The 19,950-nt window shown below is 48.8% G+C and carries 14 protein-coding genes; 9 read left to right on the forward strand and 5 right to left on the reverse strand.

Annotated features, from left to right (window positions below; genetic code table 11):
- Positions 1-92: 92 nt before the first annotated feature.
- Complete coding sequence (locus tag JX312_RS01070) at positions 93-281, reverse strand: hypothetical protein (RefSeq protein ID WP_204456639.1); 189 nt, start codon at positions 279-281, stop codon at positions 93-95.
- Positions 282-358: 77 nt separating this feature from the next.
- On the opposite strand from JX312_RS01070, the gene JX312_RS01075 reads away from it, so the two are divergent.
- From JX312_RS01075 to trmB, 4 genes are read left to right on the forward strand one after another with little or no spacing between them, the layout of a single operon-like run.
- Entirely contained in the window at positions 359-958 is a 600-nt protein-coding gene (locus JX312_RS01075) for a non-canonical purine NTP diphosphatase (RefSeq protein WP_124030403.1), read from the forward strand.
- Positions 959-980: 22 nt separating this feature from the next.
- Positions 981-3,458, forward strand: coding sequence for a hypothetical protein (locus JX312_RS01080; RefSeq protein WP_124030402.1), 2,478 nt, complete (start codon positions 981-983; stop codon positions 3,456-3,458).
- Between the two features lie 31 nt (positions 3,459-3,489).
- Positions 3,490-4,860, forward strand: coding sequence for a leucine-rich repeat domain-containing protein (locus JX312_RS01085; RefSeq protein ID WP_204456641.1), 1,371 nt, complete (start codon positions 3,490-3,492; stop codon positions 4,858-4,860).
- On the forward strand, positions 4,860-5,600 hold the full coding sequence (trmB, locus tag JX312_RS01090) for a tRNA (guanosine(46)-N7)-methyltransferase TrmB (RefSeq protein ID WP_204456642.1): 741 nt from the start codon (positions 4,860-4,862) through the stop codon (positions 5,598-5,600). Before JX312_RS01085 ends, trmB begins: the two co-directional genes overlap by 1 nt.
- Here the strand turns inward: trmB and JX312_RS01095 are convergent.
- From JX312_RS01095 to JX312_RS01105, 3 genes are all read right to left on the reverse strand, one after another.
- Positions 5,590-6,708, reverse strand: a complete 1,119-nt coding sequence (locus JX312_RS01095) for an Mrp/NBP35 family ATP-binding protein (RefSeq protein ID WP_204456644.1) — start codon at positions 6,706-6,708, stop codon at positions 5,590-5,592. The genes trmB and JX312_RS01095 overlap by 11 nt on opposite strands.
- Before the next feature lie 83 nt (positions 6,709-6,791).
- Entirely contained in the window at positions 6,792-7,985 is a 1,194-nt protein-coding gene (locus JX312_RS01100) for a glycosyltransferase (protein ID WP_204456646.1), read from the reverse strand.
- Positions 7,986-7,992: 7 nt separating this feature from the next.
- Entirely contained in the window at positions 7,993-8,862 is an 870-nt protein-coding gene (locus tag JX312_RS01105; protein WP_239653757.1) for a phospholipase A, read from the reverse strand.
- A 127-nt stretch (positions 8,863-8,989) separates the two neighbouring features.
- Here JX312_RS01105 and JX312_RS01110 point away from each other — a divergent pair, with 127 nt between their 5' ends.
- On the forward strand, positions 8,990-10,576 hold the full coding sequence (locus JX312_RS01110; RefSeq protein WP_239653758.1) for a GH3 auxin-responsive promoter family protein: 1,587 nt from the start codon (positions 8,990-8,992) through the stop codon (positions 10,574-10,576).
- Here the strand turns inward: JX312_RS01110 and JX312_RS01115 are convergent.
- Positions 10,529-11,902, reverse strand: coding sequence for an MATE family efflux transporter (locus JX312_RS01115; RefSeq protein WP_204456648.1), 1,374 nt, complete (start codon positions 11,900-11,902; stop codon positions 10,529-10,531). The genes JX312_RS01110 and JX312_RS01115 overlap by 48 nt on opposite strands.
- A 352-nt stretch (positions 11,903-12,254) precedes the next feature.
- On the opposite strand from JX312_RS01115, the gene JX312_RS01120 reads away from it, so the two are divergent.
- The 4 genes from JX312_RS01120 to JX312_RS01135 all read left to right on the forward strand — a co-directional run.
- A complete protein-coding gene (locus JX312_RS01120; protein WP_204456650.1) occupies positions 12,255-13,910 on the forward strand; it encodes a DUF6377 domain-containing protein in 1,656 nt (551 codons plus the stop codon).
- 264 nt (positions 13,911-14,174) lie between these two features.
- The gene (locus JX312_RS01125; protein WP_123404881.1) at positions 14,175-17,165 is read left to right on the forward strand and encodes a SusC/RagA family TonB-linked outer membrane protein; all 2,991 of its coding nucleotides are present in this window, start codon (positions 14,175-14,177) and stop codon (positions 17,163-17,165) included.
- Positions 17,166-17,186: 21 nt separating this feature from the next.
- Positions 17,187-18,914 (forward strand): RagB/SusD family nutrient uptake outer membrane protein, encoded by a 1,728-nt coding sequence (locus JX312_RS01130; protein WP_204456652.1) that lies wholly within the window; start codon positions 17,187-17,189, stop codon positions 18,912-18,914.
- Between the two features lie 21 nt (positions 18,915-18,935).
- Positions 18,936-19,950 (forward strand): SusF/SusE family outer membrane protein (locus JX312_RS01135; RefSeq protein WP_204456654.1); only part of this gene is annotated, 1,015 nt, incomplete at its 3' end.

The following is a 19,950-nucleotide window of genomic DNA, read 5'->3' on the forward strand; positions in this document are numbered from 1 at the left end:
TCTTGGCATCCGGCAATTCCTTGCTTGGGGAGAAGGGGAAGGGACATCCGTATCAAGCCTACAATGAGACTGTTGTCCCAGGTAATGTTTTGTCAGAACTGAAGCATCGCTTTATACTTCAGGTTGCGTTCGGTGATTGTTATAGGAATGCGTGCAAATCTTATATTAATAGCGTCAGCATCGTAAATGTCGGGGTTGAGAATGATGAAGCATTTGCCATCTTGGGAAATGCCGGCGCGAGAGGCTATGTCCTCGTATATGACAATAGGTGTTTCAAGCATTTATCCGCTATTTTTTGTTGTTTTCTTTCAGTGCGTCTAAAGATAATAACAGCAAGTGGGTGTTCGTTATAGAATATATGAACAAAAAAGAATTAAAGAAGCTGGTGTTTGCCACCAACAATCTGCATAAGCTTGAGGAGGCAAGGGAGATACTTGCCGGTGAGTTCGAAATAGTGTCTTTGGCTGAAATCGGGTGTCATGACGATATTCCGGAAACAGCGGATACACTTGAGGGAAATGCGCTCATAAAGGCGCGCTGGGTAAAGGAGAAATATGGATATGACTGCTTTGCCGATGATACGGGACTGATGGTAGACGCACTCGGAGGAGCACCGGGAGTGTATAGTGCCCGCTATGCCGGAGAACATTGCACTTTTGCCGACAATGTGAACAAGATGCTTAGCGAAATGGAGGGCAAGAGAGACCGTAAGGCTCATTTCGCCACTGTCGTAGCCCTGGTTCTCAATGGGGAGACAAATACTTTCGAGGGGCGTGTCGACGGGTATATCTCGGAGGAGGCGCATGGCGACGGAGGTTTCGGATATGATCCGATATTTATAGCGGAAGAGACCGGACGCAGTTTCGCAGAAATGGCTCCGGAAGAGAAAAATGCCATCTCCCACCGGGGAAGAGCCATGAGGAAACTGGCTGACTTCCTGAAAACAAATGATTTCTAACAAAGCAGAAAATCTCCGTAAATTGAAACGAATATTAATTAACATATGTTTGTGTGCGGTGCTTTCTTTGTCAGCTTTTGGCGAGCAATGGCGTCTGCATCCGACTTTCAGCGGCGATGTGGAACGCGTCATTGACACGCCGGAGCATGTGTATCTGCTGAGCAACAACCAGTACCATTATCCCTGGACAGTAGACAACGCCCGGCGTACCATGTCCTTGTTCAGATATGAAAAAGATGGAGAGGAGCTGGTGTGGCTGAACAGGCAGAACAAGCTTTCAGGCACTGTGTTGCAGGCTGCCGAATATAATCCCGACAAAAAATATCTGCTGGTAGCATATGATAACGGCAATATAGATCTGCTGCACGACAACGGGGATGTGACCAACATTCCCGGTTTCATGCTCGCGGACGCGCGTTATTCGAAAAATGTAAATGCCATAGGGTTCAATCCTTCGGAGAACATGGTGCTTGTCGCTACTGATTTTGGCTACATCTCGATTGACGATGATAAAGGAGAGGTTCTTTTTACCCGCGAGCTCTCCCGTTCGTTCAATGGAATAGCAAGCCTTGGCGACAGGCTGGTTCTTGCCGACAGTGAAGGTTTGTATGCCGGACTGATTTCTGACAGGAGTTTCACCTCCTTCGAGAAAATAAACGGATATCGCGATGTGGAGCGTGTTGTCAGACTCGGCGACAACCGGATTATTGTCTCGCAGATATACGGCTGGGGCGGGGAAGTGCGGGCGCTCACTCTTGACGCCGCCGGAGCATTGACGGATAAGTTGCTGATAAATTATTATATCAAGTCGCTGGAACTCAACCGTGCCGGCGTTACTGTTTCGGGATATGATGAAATCTGGGACATCGACAAAGACCTGAATATGTCGCATTATCCCAAGTATGACGAGGATAAAGACACGAAACTCGCATCCTGGGACCAGAAGACCTGTTATGTCGCAAGAGGTGTGGATGGCATCTGCATCAGAAGACTTGGAGAGGACGGCGCGTGGACCCTTGTCAATGAAGGGATAGTTCCGAACGCCTCGAATGCCTATAAATGCGACAATATGGTGTATCATCCCTCTTACGGCATGCTCGTAAGAAATCATGGAATAAGCCAGACATTTGTGTCTCAGGATGTGAATACGCCTGACTATATCTCTTCTCTCAAGGGGCTTGAGTGGAGTCCGATGTCTCCTGCCTTCAGGTATCCTTCTCCGATGTTTGAGCAATGGAATCCGAAAGGGATAGCCGTTGACCCAAGGAATCCCGATCATGTCTACAGCGGTTCTGTGCTTCACGGTCTTATGAGGCTTGATCTTGCGAATCCGTCAAACTCTCTGAGACTGAGCCGTGACAATGATCCCGGCAAAATCGGAGACCGATTGGTTGTTGTGCAGCCCGCATTCAAGGAATTTGAGGCTTCCTGTCCGTTTTCAGCGCCAGCATTCGATGATTACGGCAATCTGTGGGCGACCTGGTGGGATTTCGATCTCTGGAAAGGGGGGCAAGATTGCGCGGAGATATGGTACTGGACTCCTGAAGACCGCCTTGCATCACAGGATGCGGCGAGCTACAAACCGATGAAAAGAATAAAGCTTCCCGGTGCCGGAGCCTCCAATTATTCGGTCATTGTTCCCCTGCACGGCGCGTCTTCACGCAACATATTGATGTATATCAGCGGAGGATGGGAGTCATGTCCCATATTCATAGACCATAAAGGGACTCTCGACAATCAGAATGACGATGAGCGCACCAATATCCAGCATCTTATAGACCAGGATGGCTCGGAGGTGGATTTCGCCTACATCCTTTCGGTTTTCGAGGATGCCTCGACAGGTCTTGTCTGGCTCGGTCTCGACAAGGGAGTCGTCAATTTCAGACCGGCAGACATTATCCGCACCGGCGGAAGAGTAAACCGGATAAAGGTTTCAAGAAACGACGGAACCAATCTCGCCGACTATCTTCTTGACGGAGTGTGGATCAATTGCATCACTTCCGATCCTTCCGGCAGGAAATGGTTCGGAACCAACGGCGGAGGTATTGTCGTCACATCGTCCGATGGGACTGAAGTGCTCCGGACATATACATCATCCGGTTCGGAACTTCCTGATGATGCGGTTTACGGGATATGTTATAACCCTGACAACAATTCGATGATGATTTCCACCGACAAGGGGCTTGCCGAGTTGTATCTTTCTACCGCAACCTCATCCGGTTCGAAGAGCAATGCCGTTGCATATCCGAACCCGGTGCGTCCCGATTATTTCGGATATGTCACGATAGAGGGTCTTGCTGACAACGCGCTGGTGAAAATAGTGGATGCCGGGGGCGGGCTGATAAAGGAGGTGGGTTTTGCGGCAGGCGGGGAGGCTCGCTGGGACGTGACCAACCTGAACTCCAAACGTGTTCCCGGAGGTGTCTATTACGTGATGGCTTCGGGTTCTCCCGATGGCGACAGCTTCTCTGCCGTGGCGAAGATTCTTGTGGTGAACTGATGCCGTAGTTCTGCTATACCGAAATCAGAGTATGTTGAAGAAACGTAACATATATGAGTATTTGCCACTGCATGTGGTAATTCCCTTTGTGGCGTCGCTTGCCATAGGGTTCGTGTCTGTGAAAGCAGCTACGGTTGTGTTGCGGCCCGGGATGCTCCCTTCGCAGGTGAGGGTGTGGCAAAAGGAACTCCCTTCGGATATAAGACTTGAAGGCGAGACTCTGGCAATAGATCTTGTCTCTTTGAGAGATCTGCCCGTCTCTGTGAAGACTCTGGATATGTCGGCACTGGAAATCAAAGGGACAACGCTTGAAAATTCGAGCTATATGGGACGTTCCTGTTTTTCTGACGGAGAGGTACCTCCCTTTGCATTGTTCGCTACTGAAGTGGAGGAGGTATTGCTGCCATCCGGGGTCACGGCAATAGGGGAGGGAGCTTTTGCAGAGACACCTTTGAAGAAGATTGTTTTTCCTGCATCTCTTGTGTCGATGGGAGCGAGGGCATTCTATCTTTGCGACATGCTGGAGGAGGCGGATCTTTCGCTCTGTTCTGTGACGGCGCTTCCCGAACAAGGTTTCTATGGCTGCTCCTCGCTGAGGAATATAGTTCTTCCATCTTGTGTCACCTCATTGGGAAAAGAGGCGTTGATGAAGAGCGGAGTGCTGAAGCTTGATTTGTCGGGAGTCAGCGAGACCGGTGATTATGCGTGTGCCTCGATGGATAATCTTGAAGAAGTGACGTTGCGTGCAGGAATAAGGTTGGGGGAAGGTGCGTTTTTCGGTGACGGCAGACTCGGAATCATGGCGGGAATGCCCTCCGGCAGTGCCCCGCTTTCATTGGCGTTGAACGGCATTGTCGAGCTTGGAGGTGAGATCGGCGGCGAGATAATCGGAGAAGGGGCATATGCCGGACTTGCAGCGGAGAGAATCTCGCTTCATCCGTCGGTCCGCGAGGTTCGTGAACATGCGTTCAGAAATGCAGTGAATCTTAAGGCGGTGGATGTCAGAAAGCTCGGAAATGCGGTGCCAGGCTGTTCGCCGCTCGCGTTTTCAGGAGTCGAGACCCGGAATGTGGTTCTTGAAGTTGCCGCAGGTGAGAAAGAGGTGTGGGCGTCCGCACCGGTATGGAAGGAATTTCTTGTATCGGAAGTATCGGAGGTGTCGGAAGTGACAGGTGTAGATGTCATGATAAAAATAATAATGGATCCCGGTGGAGTGCTCCGAATCAACTCAAACCATGCGATAGATGAAGTGACGGTATGCCGCATGGACGGAATTATACTGGCGCAAGCCAGACCCGGGACACAGGAATATGTGTCGGAACCGTTCAGCGGAGAAAAAATAGTTGTCAGGGTGGTGTCGGGGTCTGTTTCAAAAGTTGTAAAATTAATCGAAGGTTACTGATGGGAAAGAATAAACTCAAAAAGTTTGCGGAGATGCGCGAGTTCAAATGCGTGTTGCAATATCCGAGAGAAGAGCTGATAAAAAATGGGTTTCCATATCGTGGAAGCTGGAATGAATCAGTGTTCGGTCATGTTGCGCCGATTGTGGTTGAGCTTGGTTGCGGCAAGGGTGAATATACCGTTGGTCTGGCGAAAAGCGATGAGACACGCAATTATATAGGTGTGGACATAAAGGGCGCGCGAATGTGGAGCGGAGCCAGAACTGTGGAAGAGGAAGGAATTGGCAATGCTGCCTTTCTTAGAGCCGAAATTGAGAATATCGACAAGTTCTTCGTTCCCGGCGAAGTGGATGAATTGTGGATAACATTCCCCGACCCCCAGATGCAGAAAACGCGCAAACGTCTTACGTCCACGCGCTTTCTGAATCTTTATCGAAATATACTCCGCGACGGCGGCATTGTGAATCTCAAGACGGATTCACCGTTTCTTTATGAATATACACGCCGTCTGGTTGAACTCAACGGTTTTGAAGTGCTGATGGATACCTCGGATCTTTATGGCTCCGGTCTTGCCGATCCGGTCTCCTCAATCAAGACATTCTACGAACAGCAGTGGCTGTCACGCGGAAAGAAAATCAAACGCCTTTCATTCCGTCTGCCACACAGCGGAGAACTCCGGGAGCCTCAGGCGGATGATATCCCCAAGGATGACTATCACGCCATGGCGCGTTTCAATGGCTGACGTTTACTTTGGTTGTAGGTGGTAGGGTGGAATTGCGTTCTTCTACCGAAGAGACAACATTGTCAGCAAGTGTTCCGAATGCCTGTGCCTCCGGACTCGCCATCGACGGGTCGCCGGTTAGTTGCAGTGCCACAGGCGCGCCATTGTCGGCATGGCTGCGGATATCCATCACAAGCGGAATCTGAGCCAGCAGTCTCACACCCTGTTCCTCCGCCAGTCTTACGGCACCCCCTTCTCCGAAGATGTAATATCTCTCATCCGGATGTTGCGCGGGTGTGAACCAAGCCATGTTCTCTACCAGACCGAGTATGGGAACATTGACCGCCTCACCGGTGAACATCGCGATTCCCTTCCTTGCATCGGCGAGTGCCACTTCCTGCGGAGTGCTCACGACAACAATTCCTGTGATTGGAAGAGTCTGTACAAGGGTCAGGTGTATGTCGCTCGTTCCCGGAGGCATGTCGATAAGGAAATAATCGAGTTCGCCCCACCATGCGTCTGTTATCAACTGTTTCAAGGCGTTGCTTGCCATGCCTCCTCTCCAGAGGACCGGTTTCTCCTTGTCGACAAGGAAACCGATGGAGAGCATCTTGACTCCGTATCTTTCTATAGGTTCAATCCAGTCGCGTCCTTCCTTGTTTACCATATAGAGCTGTTCATCTTCGACACCGAACATTTTCGGCATCGACGGACCGAATATATCGGCGTCAAGAAGACCTACCTTATAACCCTTTGCCGCGAGTGCCACTGCGAGATTGGCGGCGACTGTGGATTTTCCAACACCTCCCTTGCCGGAGCTGACTCCAATGATATTCTTTACTCCCGGAAGCACTGCCGGTTTTGCAGGAGCTGCTGCGGCACGTGTCTTGACGGAGACATTCACTTCGACATCAGGAGATATGGAAGTGGCAATCGCCGCTTCGGAGGCTCTAACTACTGACCTGATGAAGGGGTCTGTAGGTTTGTCAAAAATCAGAGAGAACGACACCTTGTCGCCATCTATGCGGATGTCGTCTTCAATCATATTGTTTTCGGCGAGGCTCTTGCCGTTGCCGGGGTATCTGACGCTCTTGAGAGCATCAAGGATAAGATTCGGATATAATGTCATAATGCGTAAGAATTGTCTTGTATAAGAATCTGTTTGTAAAATGAGTCGGTTCGTATAATATAAACCCTCCCGGTGGTAAATTGTTAACGAGCCCAGGTGAAATTCAGATGGCGGTGCTTGCGGTGATGCAGTCTGAAAAAGAAATTCAGTATCGGTTTTGCAAGCAGGAATGATGGAGCCGCCCACCATAATCTCGTAGCACACATCTTTTCAGCCATTTTCCGGTAAAGCAATATGTTCACAAGCCTGAAAAGAATCAGCATGACCAAGGCACTCGCAGCCGGGGCGCACTCGGTGAGGTCCCGTGTCTGCCATGCCGTCCATAAGCTCATGGCAATGGTAGCTGCCAGCGAAAGAGTCACAAGCCATTGTATGGCAGACATTGCTCCCGCTCGCAGAAACGGTTTGCGCGGCAGCCATCGCGAGGTGAATTCATACTGTTCCTTGCGTGTGCTCCACATCCGTTTGGAAGCATCCCCCCATTCGATTGAAAGTATTGATTCCGGAGTGAGAACGATTTTTGTGTTGTCAGGTCTGGCAATCGTATGTATGAATATGTCGTCATCGCCTGAATGCAGATATATGCTTTGCGAATATCCTTTGTGGTCAAAGAAGAGTTTTCTGCGGAACGCGAGATTGTTACCGTCGCCGCGATAGGGCATGCCCTTGAGAGCATATCCTATCCATAGTGAATCTGACATCACGGAGTTGAATTCCCTGTACCATTTTCCCCATCCATGCATTTCAGAATAATCGAAATGGGAATATCCGAGCGAGACATCCGTGTTATCGGCGTTTTCACCCCGGAAGGGACTCACAAGTGAGGACAGCCAGCCGGAAGAGGGTATGACCGCATTGGCGACAGTGGTGACAATTATTTCTCCCTTTGCCGCCTTAATGCCTAACGTCTGGGCAAGCTTGCGGCGGCTGAGGTTGTGCGAACCCGGAGGAATGAATGTCACGTACACATTCGAGAATATGCGCGAGCAGCTTTCCAACAGCATTTCGTTGCTTTCCGCCGTAGACTCGCATACCACAATCACTTCGAAATCCGGATAATCCTGTCCGCACAGGTCATGCAGATAATCCATCAGTTCCTCCTCGGAAACCTGAGAATATACAATCACTGACACTTTGGGGGTATGAAGCGGCGGAATGTCTGTCTCCGTTTTTTTATAGTCGATAATCCTCGACATCGGTCTTTGAAGCCATAGAAAAGAGAATAAGGCAAGCGTTAACGCCACTGCCATCAAAAGATAGGTCAATTGATATTCCATAAACATGTCAGAATTCAGAGAAAAAGCTGGGTTTGATTACTATTCCCGCCCGCAGTCGGGACCGGAACTTGTTATAATCGAGGAGGCACTCTCCATATCCGTTGTAATATTGCACAAAAAAGTATTGATTGGATTTTTTGTGAATACGCCAGTTGAACTCGAAAATGGTGTTGAAATTGAAATTCCAGCCAATCCGTTTGACCAGCGTCAGCGACCATCCGAATTTTTTGTCGGGAGTGGTCACGGCAACTCCACCCTGACAGATGCCGCAGTATTTCAGAATGTCCCGGTTGTTTTCGCCGTCTATGATCGGAATCCAGAATTTCGCATGCACCATCAGCCATCTGTCGATGATTGTTGAGCCGGAGAACGTGATGCGGTTCCAGCTTCTTGATTCAAGACTGTCGCGCCCGTTACTTTCGTGTTCGAGAAGAAGAGTGAACTTACCCGCATATCTCCCTTTGGAGAAGAAAGGTATCGACCATCCGATTCCCGGGTTGAAATTCAGGTCATGCATCGGGAGTGATTTCTCGAAAACATTCCAGAAAGTCTTCTGGGTATACATGAGGAAAATGAACGAATTGCCAGGCAGTGTGGTCTTAGTGAGACGCTGTGCTATAGATATCTGGAACTTTACATCTGAATTATTGCGTGTGGGCTTTGCTCCCACAGCCTTGCCGACAGTGAAATAGTTGTCTTTGAACAATCCGAAATATGGCGCGTTTATCAGCTCGTTGCGCAGCGAGTCTGTAAATCCCCGCTGGTGGTCTACCTTGATAAGCTGGGCATTCGTGTGTACTGCTAAAAATGCAGATAATAAGAAAATTATAAGAGTAAGATACTTTTTTATAGTCATGTCTGCCATGATTTGATTCATGTTTTGTGGAACCATGGGTATTATAATACAAAATTATGAAAAAATGATGATAAATGAAATTAAACTTGAAGATAATGGAATATGTTATTAATTTTGTACTCGTTTCTCGGAGTTTTGCATCTGAGGAATGGAAGAAAAAAACAGCAAGACCACTATGAACATGGATTTGACACCACTTATTCGTCCATATTTTGTAAAGATCGCCCGTCGCACCGATTGCTGGGGAGATTCGGGGAAAGATGTGCAGCTTGCGCAGTTACGCTCCTTGCTCAGCAGGGCATCCGGATGTGAGGTTGGTAGGCGTTACGGCTTTTCGGAACTTGCAAAAATGAAGAATCCGTATGCAGGGTTCTGTCAGCGTGTGCCTATGTGCGAATACGAACAGCTGCGTGCCGATGTGATGCGGATGATCCGTGGTGAGAAAGATGTTCTCTGGCGCGGCAGATGCCGGAATTTCGCCCAGTCCTCAGGCACCTCCGGGGGTAAATCGAAATATATTCCTGTCACGGAAGACAGCCTCCGGCGTTGTCATTACAAAGGGGCTGCCGACAGTGTGGCGCATTATCTGCGTGCCAATCCTCACAGTCGTCTTTTCAGCGGCAAGGGGCTTGTGCTTGGCGGTTCTTTTGCCAACGAACTTCATCTTGATTCCGGGAGCGCAAGGGTCGGAGATCTGAGTGCGACGCTTATCGACAGGATAAACCCCCTTGCCAATTTATTTCGCGTTCCTGACAAACGCACTGCTCTTCTTTCAGACTGGTCGGTAAAACTTCCCGCTCTGGTAGCCGCATCCAAAGATGCGCATGTCACCAATATTTCCGGTGTGCCTTCATGGTTTCTTACTGTGGCAAAAGAGATAATCAAGGCAAGAGGGGTGGAGACACTTTCCGAGGCATGGCCCGATCTTGAGGTCTTCTTCCACGGCGGAATCTCTTTCGAGCCGTATCGTGAGGAATACAGACGTCTCACGGATTCGTCAAAGATGCATTTTCTTGAGAACTACAATGCCTCCGAAGGTTTCTTTGCCGTTCAGAACAATCTTGAAGACGAGTCGATGCTGCTTACCATCGACAATGATATTTTCTATGAATTTATAAAAGTCGGAGCCGATGATGCGCTGCCTGTGCCGTTATGGGAGCTGGAGAAGGGCGCGGTCTATGAGATGCTGATTTCGTCAAGCAACGGACTTTGGCGTTATCATACCGGTGACACTGTGCGCGTTTATGAAGTCTCTCCCGTGAAGATAAAGGTGGCTGGTCGCACCCGTTGCTTTATAAACGCCTTTGGTGAAGAACTGATGGAAGAGAATGCGGAGAGAGCGATTTCCGCCGTATGTAGTCAGACGGGAGCGTCTGTGGTGAATTACACAGCCGCCCCGGTGTTTGCGGAGGGTAATCGCAAAGGCAGGCATCAATGGCTTGTGGAGTGGGGTAAACGCCCTGCCGACACATTGCGTTTTTCGATGCTTCTTGATGAGGAGCTTCGCAGACTTAATTCCGATTATGATGCCAAGCGTACAGGAACAATATTTCTTGATCCTCCGGAAATTGTGGATATACCGGCGGGTGTGTTCAACAGCTGGCTGCATTCCGTGGGTAACGGAAAACTCGGAGGGCAGCGTAAAGTCCCGCGTCTTTCAAACGACCGCAAGATCGCGGATGCGGTATTAGGCATTCTTTGCCGTCTTGATTTTTCTGATCTGGAAAAACAATAGGCTTGCGGTCACTATTGTAGCGGCAGTGTCGCTGACCGGGAATGCCGCCCAGACACCGTTAAGACCCATATGCGGGGGTAGAATCAGAAGCATCGGAATCATAAAGATTATCTGACGCGTAAGTGAGAGGAAAATCGCCTTTCCAGCCATGCCGAGAGCCTGGAAGAAGTTTGTGGCGACAATCTGGAATCCGACCATCCAGAACATAATCGTGGTGTAGTGCAGACAATTAACGGCACATGTTATCTGCGCCTCGTCCTGCATGAACATGGATGCGATCTGTCGCGGGAAAACCGCCCCCACGATACTGCCTATTGTGGAGATTACCACCGCCGACCCTGCTGCGAGCCAGAGTGTGTGGAATAAACGGGAGTGTCTGCCCGAACCATAGTTGTAGCCTACAATAGGCTGCATTCCCTGGCATATGCCTATTATCACGAATACGAATATCGTGACGAATCTGTTGAACACCACGACTGCGGCAATCGCATTGTCACCGCCGTAACTGTAGAGCGTGTTGTTGATTATGGCGTTTATTCCCGAACCGGCTACATTTATAAGGAACGGAGCCATGCCGATATAAAGGACGCTTTTGATAACCCTCCATTGCAGACGGAAAGTTCCTTTGACGAAATGCAGAGTATTTTTTTTGTTGAAGAAATGGCTCATTACGAAGAATGCCGTTATAAGCATCGCAATGTCGGTGGCGATGGCGGCACCGCGTATTCCCCAGTGGAAACCGAAGAGAAACAGCGGGGCGAGAACAGCGTTGACTCCAGCTCCGATCATGTTTGTATACATCGCCTTTCCGGGGTAGCCTGACGCCCGCATCACATTGTTATAGGAAAATGTGAGATTCTGGAGAACACATCCCGGAAGCACCCACAGCATGAATTCCCTTGCGTAGGGGAGGGTGTTTGGTGACGCGCCGAACATTTTGAGTATGGGATCGATGAATATGGAAAACGCCCCTACGTAAGCGATGCCTATGATGAGAGTCAGCTGCACGCAGTTGCCGAGTATTGTCTCCGCCATTTTCTTGTCGTTCTGACCCAGAACAATACTTACACGTGTCGCCGCACCCGCACCGATGAGCATGCCTAAGGCGGTGACAAGTGTCATTACAGGAAAGGTGACAGCGATGCCGCTGACCACGTTGGGGTCATCGATGGCGTGCCCGATGACTATGGAGTCGATGATGTTGTAGATAGCACTGACAACAGTGCCCACTACAGCTGGAAGACTGTATTTCAGCAGTATCTTTCCGATGGGGGCTGTGCCCAGTTCGCGCAGTCGGTCAGTATTGCTTAAAGTAGCTGTAGCCATCTTGATTTATTTTTTATTGTGTATATTTTGCAAAATTACTCAATTTAATTCATGATTGAAAATTAATTATGTTAAGTAAGACCCCGTTTCCCAATATTTGTTAAGGTCTGGACTGCATATCTGAGCATATACGGAGGAATGAGTTCACTCTATTGCATAAATATAAAATTACGGAAATCTGCAAAAAATCAAAACAGGTGTCAGAACTCGTCTTGACTTATTTACGAAAGTTAAAATAATGATATTGTTGAAGTCAAGACGAGTTCTCAGACTCGGATTGTCAAATGACAAAATGTTAAAAACATGTCCGGGCACACGTGTTTGAGGAAAAAATCATTATTTTTGTGCAAGTATGACAATTCCTTTAAAACGATTGATATTTTCGGTTGTATTGTTTTGTATGTGTCTTGTGGCACGTGCGGACAAGGTTTTGGTTGATTCTCTTATGGATCAGCTGGAGGATGTCATTGCACACCGCGAGGTGTTTCTTGCAGCAAAAGAGAAAAGGCTTGAGGATCTGTATGCTGCGTTGAAGTCAGAGAAAGATGAACGTAAACGCTTCTATCTGTTGACAGATCTATATGTGGAGTATCATCCTTTTAATTCCGATTCCGCCTATAATGTAAGTCTGCGTCAGGAAACTCTGGCAAAGAGAATCGGAGATCCTGTTCTTGTCACAAATGCAAGGATGAACCGTGCAAATATACTCTGCACAACCGGTATGTACAGCGAGACTCTTGCTTTCATGGATACAATGAGGCTCTGTATGCTTCCCGAATATCTGCATCCCTATTATTATCATATAAAGCGCACTTTGTACGGACTTCTCGCCGATCACGCTGCATTCCCGGCAGAGAAACGGGAATATCGGATCAAGACAGAGATGTATCGCGATTCGATAATGAAGGTAAATGCTCCGTCATCTATTCCTTATGTGCTGACGAAGGCAGATGCTCTGAACAATTCCGGCAATCCGGCGGAGGCTGTAAGAGTGCTTAAAGGGTATCTTGAGGGGAAGGATATTTCCGTACATGAGCAGGCGATATGCGCATGGACACTTTCTGAATCATACGGTTTGCTCGGAGAGCGTGACGCACAGAAAGTGCAGCTTCTGATTTCTTCCATATCCGATCTGCGGTCAACGGTCAGGGAATATGTCTCATTGCGGCAACTGGCACTCCTTCTTTATGAAGAGGGCGATCTGAACCGTGCGTATGATTTCATGAAAATAGCCCTTGAGGATGCCACTGCCTGCAATGCCCGTCTGCGCATAATCGAGCTGAACAATTCCTATCCGATGATAAACGCGGTCTATATCGATACCGTGCAGAAACAGAAGATGGAGCTGAAGAAAACGATAATCATAATTACAGTGCTGATATTGCTGTTGGTGCTGCTGATGGTTTATCTCCTCAAACAGATGCGCCGCATAAGCAGGGCGCGTAAGGAAATAGAAGTGGCATATGACAGGCTTAATGAACTGACAGACAAGCTTAAATCTTCCAATGAGAAACTAAGCGAGGCAAACAATGCCATAGCGGAGAATTCGGAACTTAAAGAGGTGTATATAGGGCGTTACATGGATCAGTGTCTGGGATATATAGAAAAAATCGACAGTTATCGCAAGTCGGTAGGAAAGCTTCTTAAATCCGGTAAACTTGAGGAACTTAAGAAACTTGTCAAGTCAACATCAATGACGGATGACGAGCTGAAACTTTTCTACGACAGCTTTGACAAGACGTTCCTCAATCTGTTCCCGGCATTTGTGGAGGATTTCAACGCCCTGTTGTTGCCGGAAGAGGCTATAGTGCCCAAAAAAGCCGGAACCCTCAACACCGAGCTGCGGATCTTCGCCCTGATAAGGCTCGGAATAACCGACAGCGACAAGATCGCAAAATTCCTGCGTTACTCCCTGACCACAATATACAACTATCGCACCAAAGTGCGCAACAAAGCCCTCGGAGACAGAAACCGTCTCGAAGCTGAAATCCAGAAAATCGGACGCTGAAGGTCTCCGGAAAGCCGTCTGTATCCGTAAAAACATGCGTGTTTTTACTTGGGAATCACTACCAAATCAAACGGTATAAATAATGTTAACCCTGTGATAATCAGTTAACTGGTTGTTTATTCAACTATATTTTCAATATAAGGCATTGATATTGCATTTTTATCTCTATATCTTTGCAAGTAAGTTGTAGCGAGAGGTATCGCAGGCCTGCGCCTCTTGCCGGCAATCTGACTTAACCATGAAATTAATTCTTTCAAAAGCGAAATGACAAAAAGTAACAGAACGCTTCAGTGTCTTTTCCTGATTATGATGCTTGTGTGCGGCATAGGCTTTGCAAATGCCCAGCAGCTTGCAGTCAGCGGGACGGTCACTGACCACACGGGTGAGCCCCTTATAGGAGTCACCGTGACAGTTTCGGGCACAAAGACAGGTGCCATTACCGACATTGACGGTAAATACAGTATTCAGGCTGATGCCAAGGGAAAACTCAAATTCTCGTATGTAGGATATGACACTCTTGAGGAATCCGTAAAAGGGAGAAGTGTCATAGATGTAGTGATGAAAGAGAATTCGGAGATGCTAAATGAAGTGGTAGTGATCGGTTACGGCACTATGGACAAAAAAGAGCTTACATCCGCAATCTCACACGTAGGAGAGAAAGACTTCCTTTCAGTCAGTTCTCTCGACCCATCGATGATGATTCAGGGTAAAGTGCCAGGTGTGTCGATCACAAACACCGGTGCCGGAGACCCGAACAATCAGGCAAGTATTCAGATAAGGGGTGTCTCGTCGCGTGCGGCAGGTCTCGGTCCGCTGATCGTGATAGACGGTGTGCCGGGCGGAAACCTGACCAATATCAACCCCAACGACATAGCGTCTTTCGACATACTCAAGGATGGTGCGGCGTCAGCCATATATGGTACTCGCGGTTCAAACGGTGTTATTCTGGTAACAACCAAGAAAGGAAGCAAAGACGGAGCGACCCACACATCATATTCAGGCACATTCGCATGGGATGTGATAAACAAAGAGCTTGACATGATGAGCGCGCAGGATTATCGCGATGTCCGCCTCGGCTGGGGAGACCGCGGCGTTGACCTCGGCGGCAACTATGACTGGCTCGATGGAGTGACACGCACCGGTTTCTCCATGCACCACACACTCACAGTTAGCGGAGGCAACGAACGAAGCAACTACCGCGTGAGTGCTGATTACCGTGATGCCAACGGTATCGATCTCCGCTCGAACCGCGAGGAGTATGGAGCGCGTGCTTCGGTTTCGCATACCACAAAAGGGGGACTCTTCACTGTGCAGCTCAATGTGGCTCCCCGCATCATATATCGCGACAATGCCGACTGGGGCGTTTTCAAAGACGCGCTTGAGGCGAATCCCACAACACCGCTGATGAATCCCGAAAACCAGGCGCAGTATTATAATTTCAACGGTCAGGTTGTCGGCAGCAACCCGGTTGAACGCCAGGTGCTCGAAACCAATCATTCCGACACCAAGCTTCTGGACTGGGACGGCACTCTGAAACTTAATCTCCTTCCCCTGTTCGCTAAGAATGGAGACAGTGCCCATAATCTCAGCACTCAGATCATGTTTGCAGACCATCAGTATAGCAACAACGACTCATGGTTCAGACCCTCGACAAGCACCGAATGCATAAACAACGGTCATGAGGGAGAGGCAAGCCGCAGCTACAGCAAAGACCGCCAGTATATCCTTGAGTGGCTGACAAACTACAGTACCCGCATAGCCGACCGCCACAACATCAAGGCGATGATCGGATATTCCTACCAGTATACCCAGTCTTCAGGCTTCAACGCATATAACAAGGACTTCCCCAACGATGGTCTCGGTGCCGACAACCTCGGTTCAGGCGAATGGGCGAAAGAGGAGGGAGAAGTGATGATGGGCAGTTACAAGAACGATTCTAAACTCATCTCGTTCTTCGGGCGCGTAAGCTACGATTACGAAGGCAAATACCTCTTCACCGCCTCTTTGCGTCATGAAGGTTCCTCAAAGTTCGGACATAACCACAAATGGGGTAACTTCCCGGCGGTTTCAGCCGGATGGCGTATATCTCAGGAGAATTTCATGAAAGACGTGACATGGGTCAACGACCTCAAAATCCGTGCAGACTATGGTGTGACCGGAAATCAGGACTTCGGAAGTTATAACTCCATCAACACCATGAGCGGCTTCGGATATTATTATTACAACGGCAAATATTTCCAGGTGTGGGGACCGGGAAAGAATGTCAATCCCGACCTCAAGTGGGAGAAGGGGAAGAACTGGAACGTAGGTCTGGACTTCTCGTTGCTTGACAATCGTATCTACGGTTCGCTCAACTACTTCAACCGCACGCAGCAGGATCTGCTCGGAAACTATAATGTACCCGTTCCCCCGAACATCCATGAATCGACGTTTGTAAATGTGGGAACAATGAAGAACACCGGCTTTGAGTTCGACCTCAACTTTAATGTTGTGGACAACGGCAGGTTCTCATATGATTTCGGAGTGATAGGCACTGTCATGAGCAACAAGTTCGTGAACTTCAGTAATTCACGCTATGTGGGTCAGGACTATTATCTTGAATGCGGCACTCAGGATCCCTACCCCTACTATTACCTGCAGCGTATAGAAAAGGGGCAGCCTGTCGGCAATTTCTACATGTGGCGTTACGCCGGAATAACTTCAGGCGGCGAATGGCTTGTCTATGACAAGGACGGTGACATAATCCGTGCCTCGCAGGCTACCGAGGAAGACAGATGCATCGTAGGCAACGGTATGCCTAAGTTCACCCTTTCCACAACCCATAATTTCCGCTATCGCAATTTTGACCTCTCGCTTTTCTTCCGCGGAGCATTCGATTATGACATCTTCAATATTCATGATTTCTATTACGGCACACGTAATTTCACCGGAAACGTATTGAAGAAGGCATATGGAAAGAATTTCGATGTGTCTCCAAATGCAGCTCCCATCGTGAGTGACTTCTTCCTTGAGAGGGGGGATTATTTCAAACTCGACATGGTTACACTCGGATACACATTCAATTTCCCCAATTGCCGGTTCCTCAGCAAACTGAGAATCTACGGCACGGTCAAGAATGTGTTCACGCTCACACGCTTCAGCGGTGTGGATCCTTCGACCTATCAGGTCAACGGTCTGACTCCCGGCGGTCAGGGCTCTCGTTCCTACTATCCCTCCACCCGTCAGTTCATAGCCGGTCTGACCCTCGATTTCTAACAGATATCTAAAACAGGAAAAATGAAATTTCTATATCATATAGCAGCCGCGGCATCGCTTGCGATGCTGTCGGGATGCACCAATCTTGACGAAACTCTCTACGATCAGGTTGGCTCAGAGAACTATTATAACACCAAGATGGATGTGATACGCGCCACATTCCGTCCCTTCGAGCATGCGTTCTGGAGCATAGGCAGCCGTCATGTGCTCAACGAACTCACCGCTGACCAGCTCATTACCCCGACTCGCGACGGATGGTGGTATGACGGCGGCAAATGGGAACGCCTGCACTATCACACCTGGACTGTCGATGACCTCGGCGAGGCTCAGACGGAATGGAACGGATGTTATCAGGGAATCATGCAGTGTAATCTTGTGATCGAGGATTTCAGCCGTTTCACTCCCGAAAAGTTCGGTTTTACGGATATCGAGTTCAACAACCTGAAGGCACAGTGCCGCGCATTGAGAGCATGGTTCTATCTTCGTCTTCTTGATGCTTTCCGAAATGTACCCCTTGTCACTACCTACAGCGACATGCCCAACGAGCCGCAGGCGGATCCTGCCGTGCTTTTCTCCTTTATCGAGAATGAACTCAAGGACTGCACCAGACTTCTTGTGAGGAAAGACGGTCTCGGCACCAACGCCTCTATTCAGGGTCAATGGACACAGGCGGCAGCCGCCTCTCTGCTGGTGCGCCTCTATCTGAACGCCGAGGTATACACAGGCTCCGAGCGTTATTCTGACTGTGCTGTCGTCGCTCAGGATATTCTTGACGGCGTATATGGCGATTACAGGCTTGCAGACAGCTGGGATGCCGCTTTCGACTGGGACAACGACAGATGCGACGAGGTGATTTTCGGATTTCCCGCCTCGAAGGGCTATACACACTGGCATTATGACGGCGACACATATGCATGGACAGTTCCCGCAAAGGCGGCGGTGTTCTTCAATGATACCAAATCCGGTGTGGGACACAATACCAAATATGCCGCTTCACCGAGCTATGACCTCAATGGCGAACTTTATGACTACGAGCTTGGAATGCCGGTGCAGAATTTCCGTAAATATCCCGGCGATGTCCGCATGAAGTTCTATCGTAACCTCGGCAACAGCCGCAGAGAGGGAATGTTCCTTTTCGGATATCTGGAATACGTTGATCCTGAAACAGGCGCGACAAAACTTCTGCGTGCTCCGGAAGCTCCTTACGATCTTTATCTCCGCGATGCAGTGGGTAAATTCCAGGGTATGGCTCCCGACAAATGGCCTTCAGACAAAAACAGCGTGCTGATGAACGGAGATCATAATTCAGGATGGCATTTCGTGAAATATCCCTTCTATAGCGATGACGATCCCAACCAGCTCGAAAGCGATTATACGGAAATCCGTCTTCCTGAAATTATCTATTCTCTGGCAGAGTGCAAGATGAGAAACGGAGACCTCACTGGAGCGGCGAAGCTGTTGAACTCAGTGCGTAAACGCAATTATCCGCAGGAGAATCATAACAATGTGCTTTACTCTCCCGAAGGCAACGCAAGATTCGATGAGAAAGAGATGCTTGCTGAATGGGGTAGGGAATTTTTCGCGGAAAGCCGTCGCCGCATCGATCTCGTGCGTTTCGGCAAGTTCAATTCCGGAAAATGGTGGGACAAAAATCCCGATGCCGACAATCATACGGCGATATTCCCGATAACAAGAAGCATACTCAATTCCAATCCTGATCTCGTGCAGAATCCCGGATATGGCAGATAATGATCTTATAAATTGCAAATCATGAAAATAAAGAACATATTTCAGATATTCTTACTGTTGCTCCTGACCTCGGGAGCCGCAGGATGTGAAGGGGAGAAAGACCACATAATCATCAACGGCAATCTTCCCATAAAGACTCCGACATTATATCTTGTGGGAGATGCGACTCCGAACGGATGGAGCATCGATGCCCCCACGCCGATGACTCCGACAAAAGAAGACCCGCTTGTCTTTGTATGGGAAGGTCCTCTTAATGCCGGAGAGATGAAACTGTGTCTTGCCACAGGAAGCTGGGACAATCCCTTTATCCATCCGATGGTTGCCGGAGATGAGATTACAAAAGATGGAATCCGTGAAACGGAGTTCGACATGTATGCAGGTGATCCCGATAAAAAATGGAAAGTTGTGGATGCCGGAATATACAGCCTATGTTTCGATCTGCGCAACTGGACCATGTCGGCTTCCTATGTCAGAGAACAGGATGCTCCTGTAGTGGAACCAATAGAGGCAGACGCATTGTATATGGTCGGAAGCTCGACTCCCAATGAATGGAATATCGACAATCCGACAGTGCTTGAGAGAAAGTCGGATTACGTGTTTGTCTACGAGGGTCCCCTGGCAGAAGGCGAGATGAAAGCATGCACCACGACAGGCAGCTGGGATGTGCCGTTTGTGCGTCCCGCGGCAAACGGTTGCAAGATTGGCAAGGACGGAGTGGCAGAGGAAGGTTTTGTATATACTACCGGTCCGGATAACAAATGGGTTGTGGAGACATCCGGTATATATCGTATTACCTTCGACCTCGCGAAATGGACAATAGTCGCCGAATATCTCGAAGATTTTGCTCCGGCTCCCAAACTGTTCATGATAGGTGAGGCTACTATTGGGGGATGGAGTTGGGACAACGCGACTGTTGTGGAGGCAAATCCCGACAATCACAATCTCTTCGTATGGGAAGGAGAGTTGTCGAGAGGTTCTCTGAAAGCGAGTCTTGAGAAAGACTTTAACGCTCCTTTCTATAGTCCCTCTTACGGAG

The sequence above is a fragment of the Barnesiella sp. CU968 genome (assembly GCF_905219685.1).
Lineage (GTDB): Bacteria > Bacteroidota > Bacteroidia > Bacteroidales > Muribaculaceae > Lepagella > Lepagella muris_A.

Coding starts and splice junctions, on each gene's coding strand:
- JX312_RS01070 (WP_204456639.1), bottom strand. CDS start 281: ATGCTTGAAACACCTATTGTCATATACGAGGACATAGCCTCTCGCGCC.
- JX312_RS01075 (WP_124030403.1), top strand. CDS start 359: ATGAACAAAAAAGAATTAAAGAAGCTGGTGTTTGCCACCAACAATCTG.
- JX312_RS01085 (WP_204456641.1), top strand. CDS start 3,490: ATGTTGAAGAAACGTAACATATATGAGTATTTGCCACTGCATGTGGTA.
- trmB (WP_204456642.1), top strand. CDS start 4,860: ATGGGAAAGAATAAACTCAAAAAGTTTGCGGAGATGCGCGAGTTCAAA.
- JX312_RS01095 (WP_204456644.1), bottom strand. CDS start 6,708: ATGACATTATATCCGAATCTTATCCTTGATGCTCTCAAGAGCGTCAGA.
- JX312_RS01100 (WP_204456646.1), bottom strand. CDS start 7,985: ATGGAATATCAATTGACCTATCTTTTGATGGCAGTGGCGTTAACGCTT.
- JX312_RS01105 (WP_239653757.1), bottom strand. CDS start 8,862: ATGAATCAAATCATGGCAGACATGACTATAAAAAAGTATCTTACTCTT.
- JX312_RS01110 (WP_239653758.1), top strand. CDS start 8,990: ATGGAAGAAAAAAACAGCAAGACCACTATGAACATGGATTTGACACCA.
- JX312_RS01115 (WP_204456648.1), bottom strand. CDS start 11,902: ATGGCTACAGCTACTTTAAGCAATACTGACCGACTGCGCGAACTGGGC.
- JX312_RS01120 (WP_204456650.1), top strand. CDS start 12,255: ATGACAATTCCTTTAAAACGATTGATATTTTCGGTTGTATTGTTTTGT.
- JX312_RS01125 (WP_123404881.1), top strand. CDS start 14,175: ATGACAAAAAGTAACAGAACGCTTCAGTGTCTTTTCCTGATTATGATG.
- JX312_RS01130 (WP_204456652.1), top strand. CDS start 17,187: ATGAAATTTCTATATCATATAGCAGCCGCGGCATCGCTTGCGATGCTG.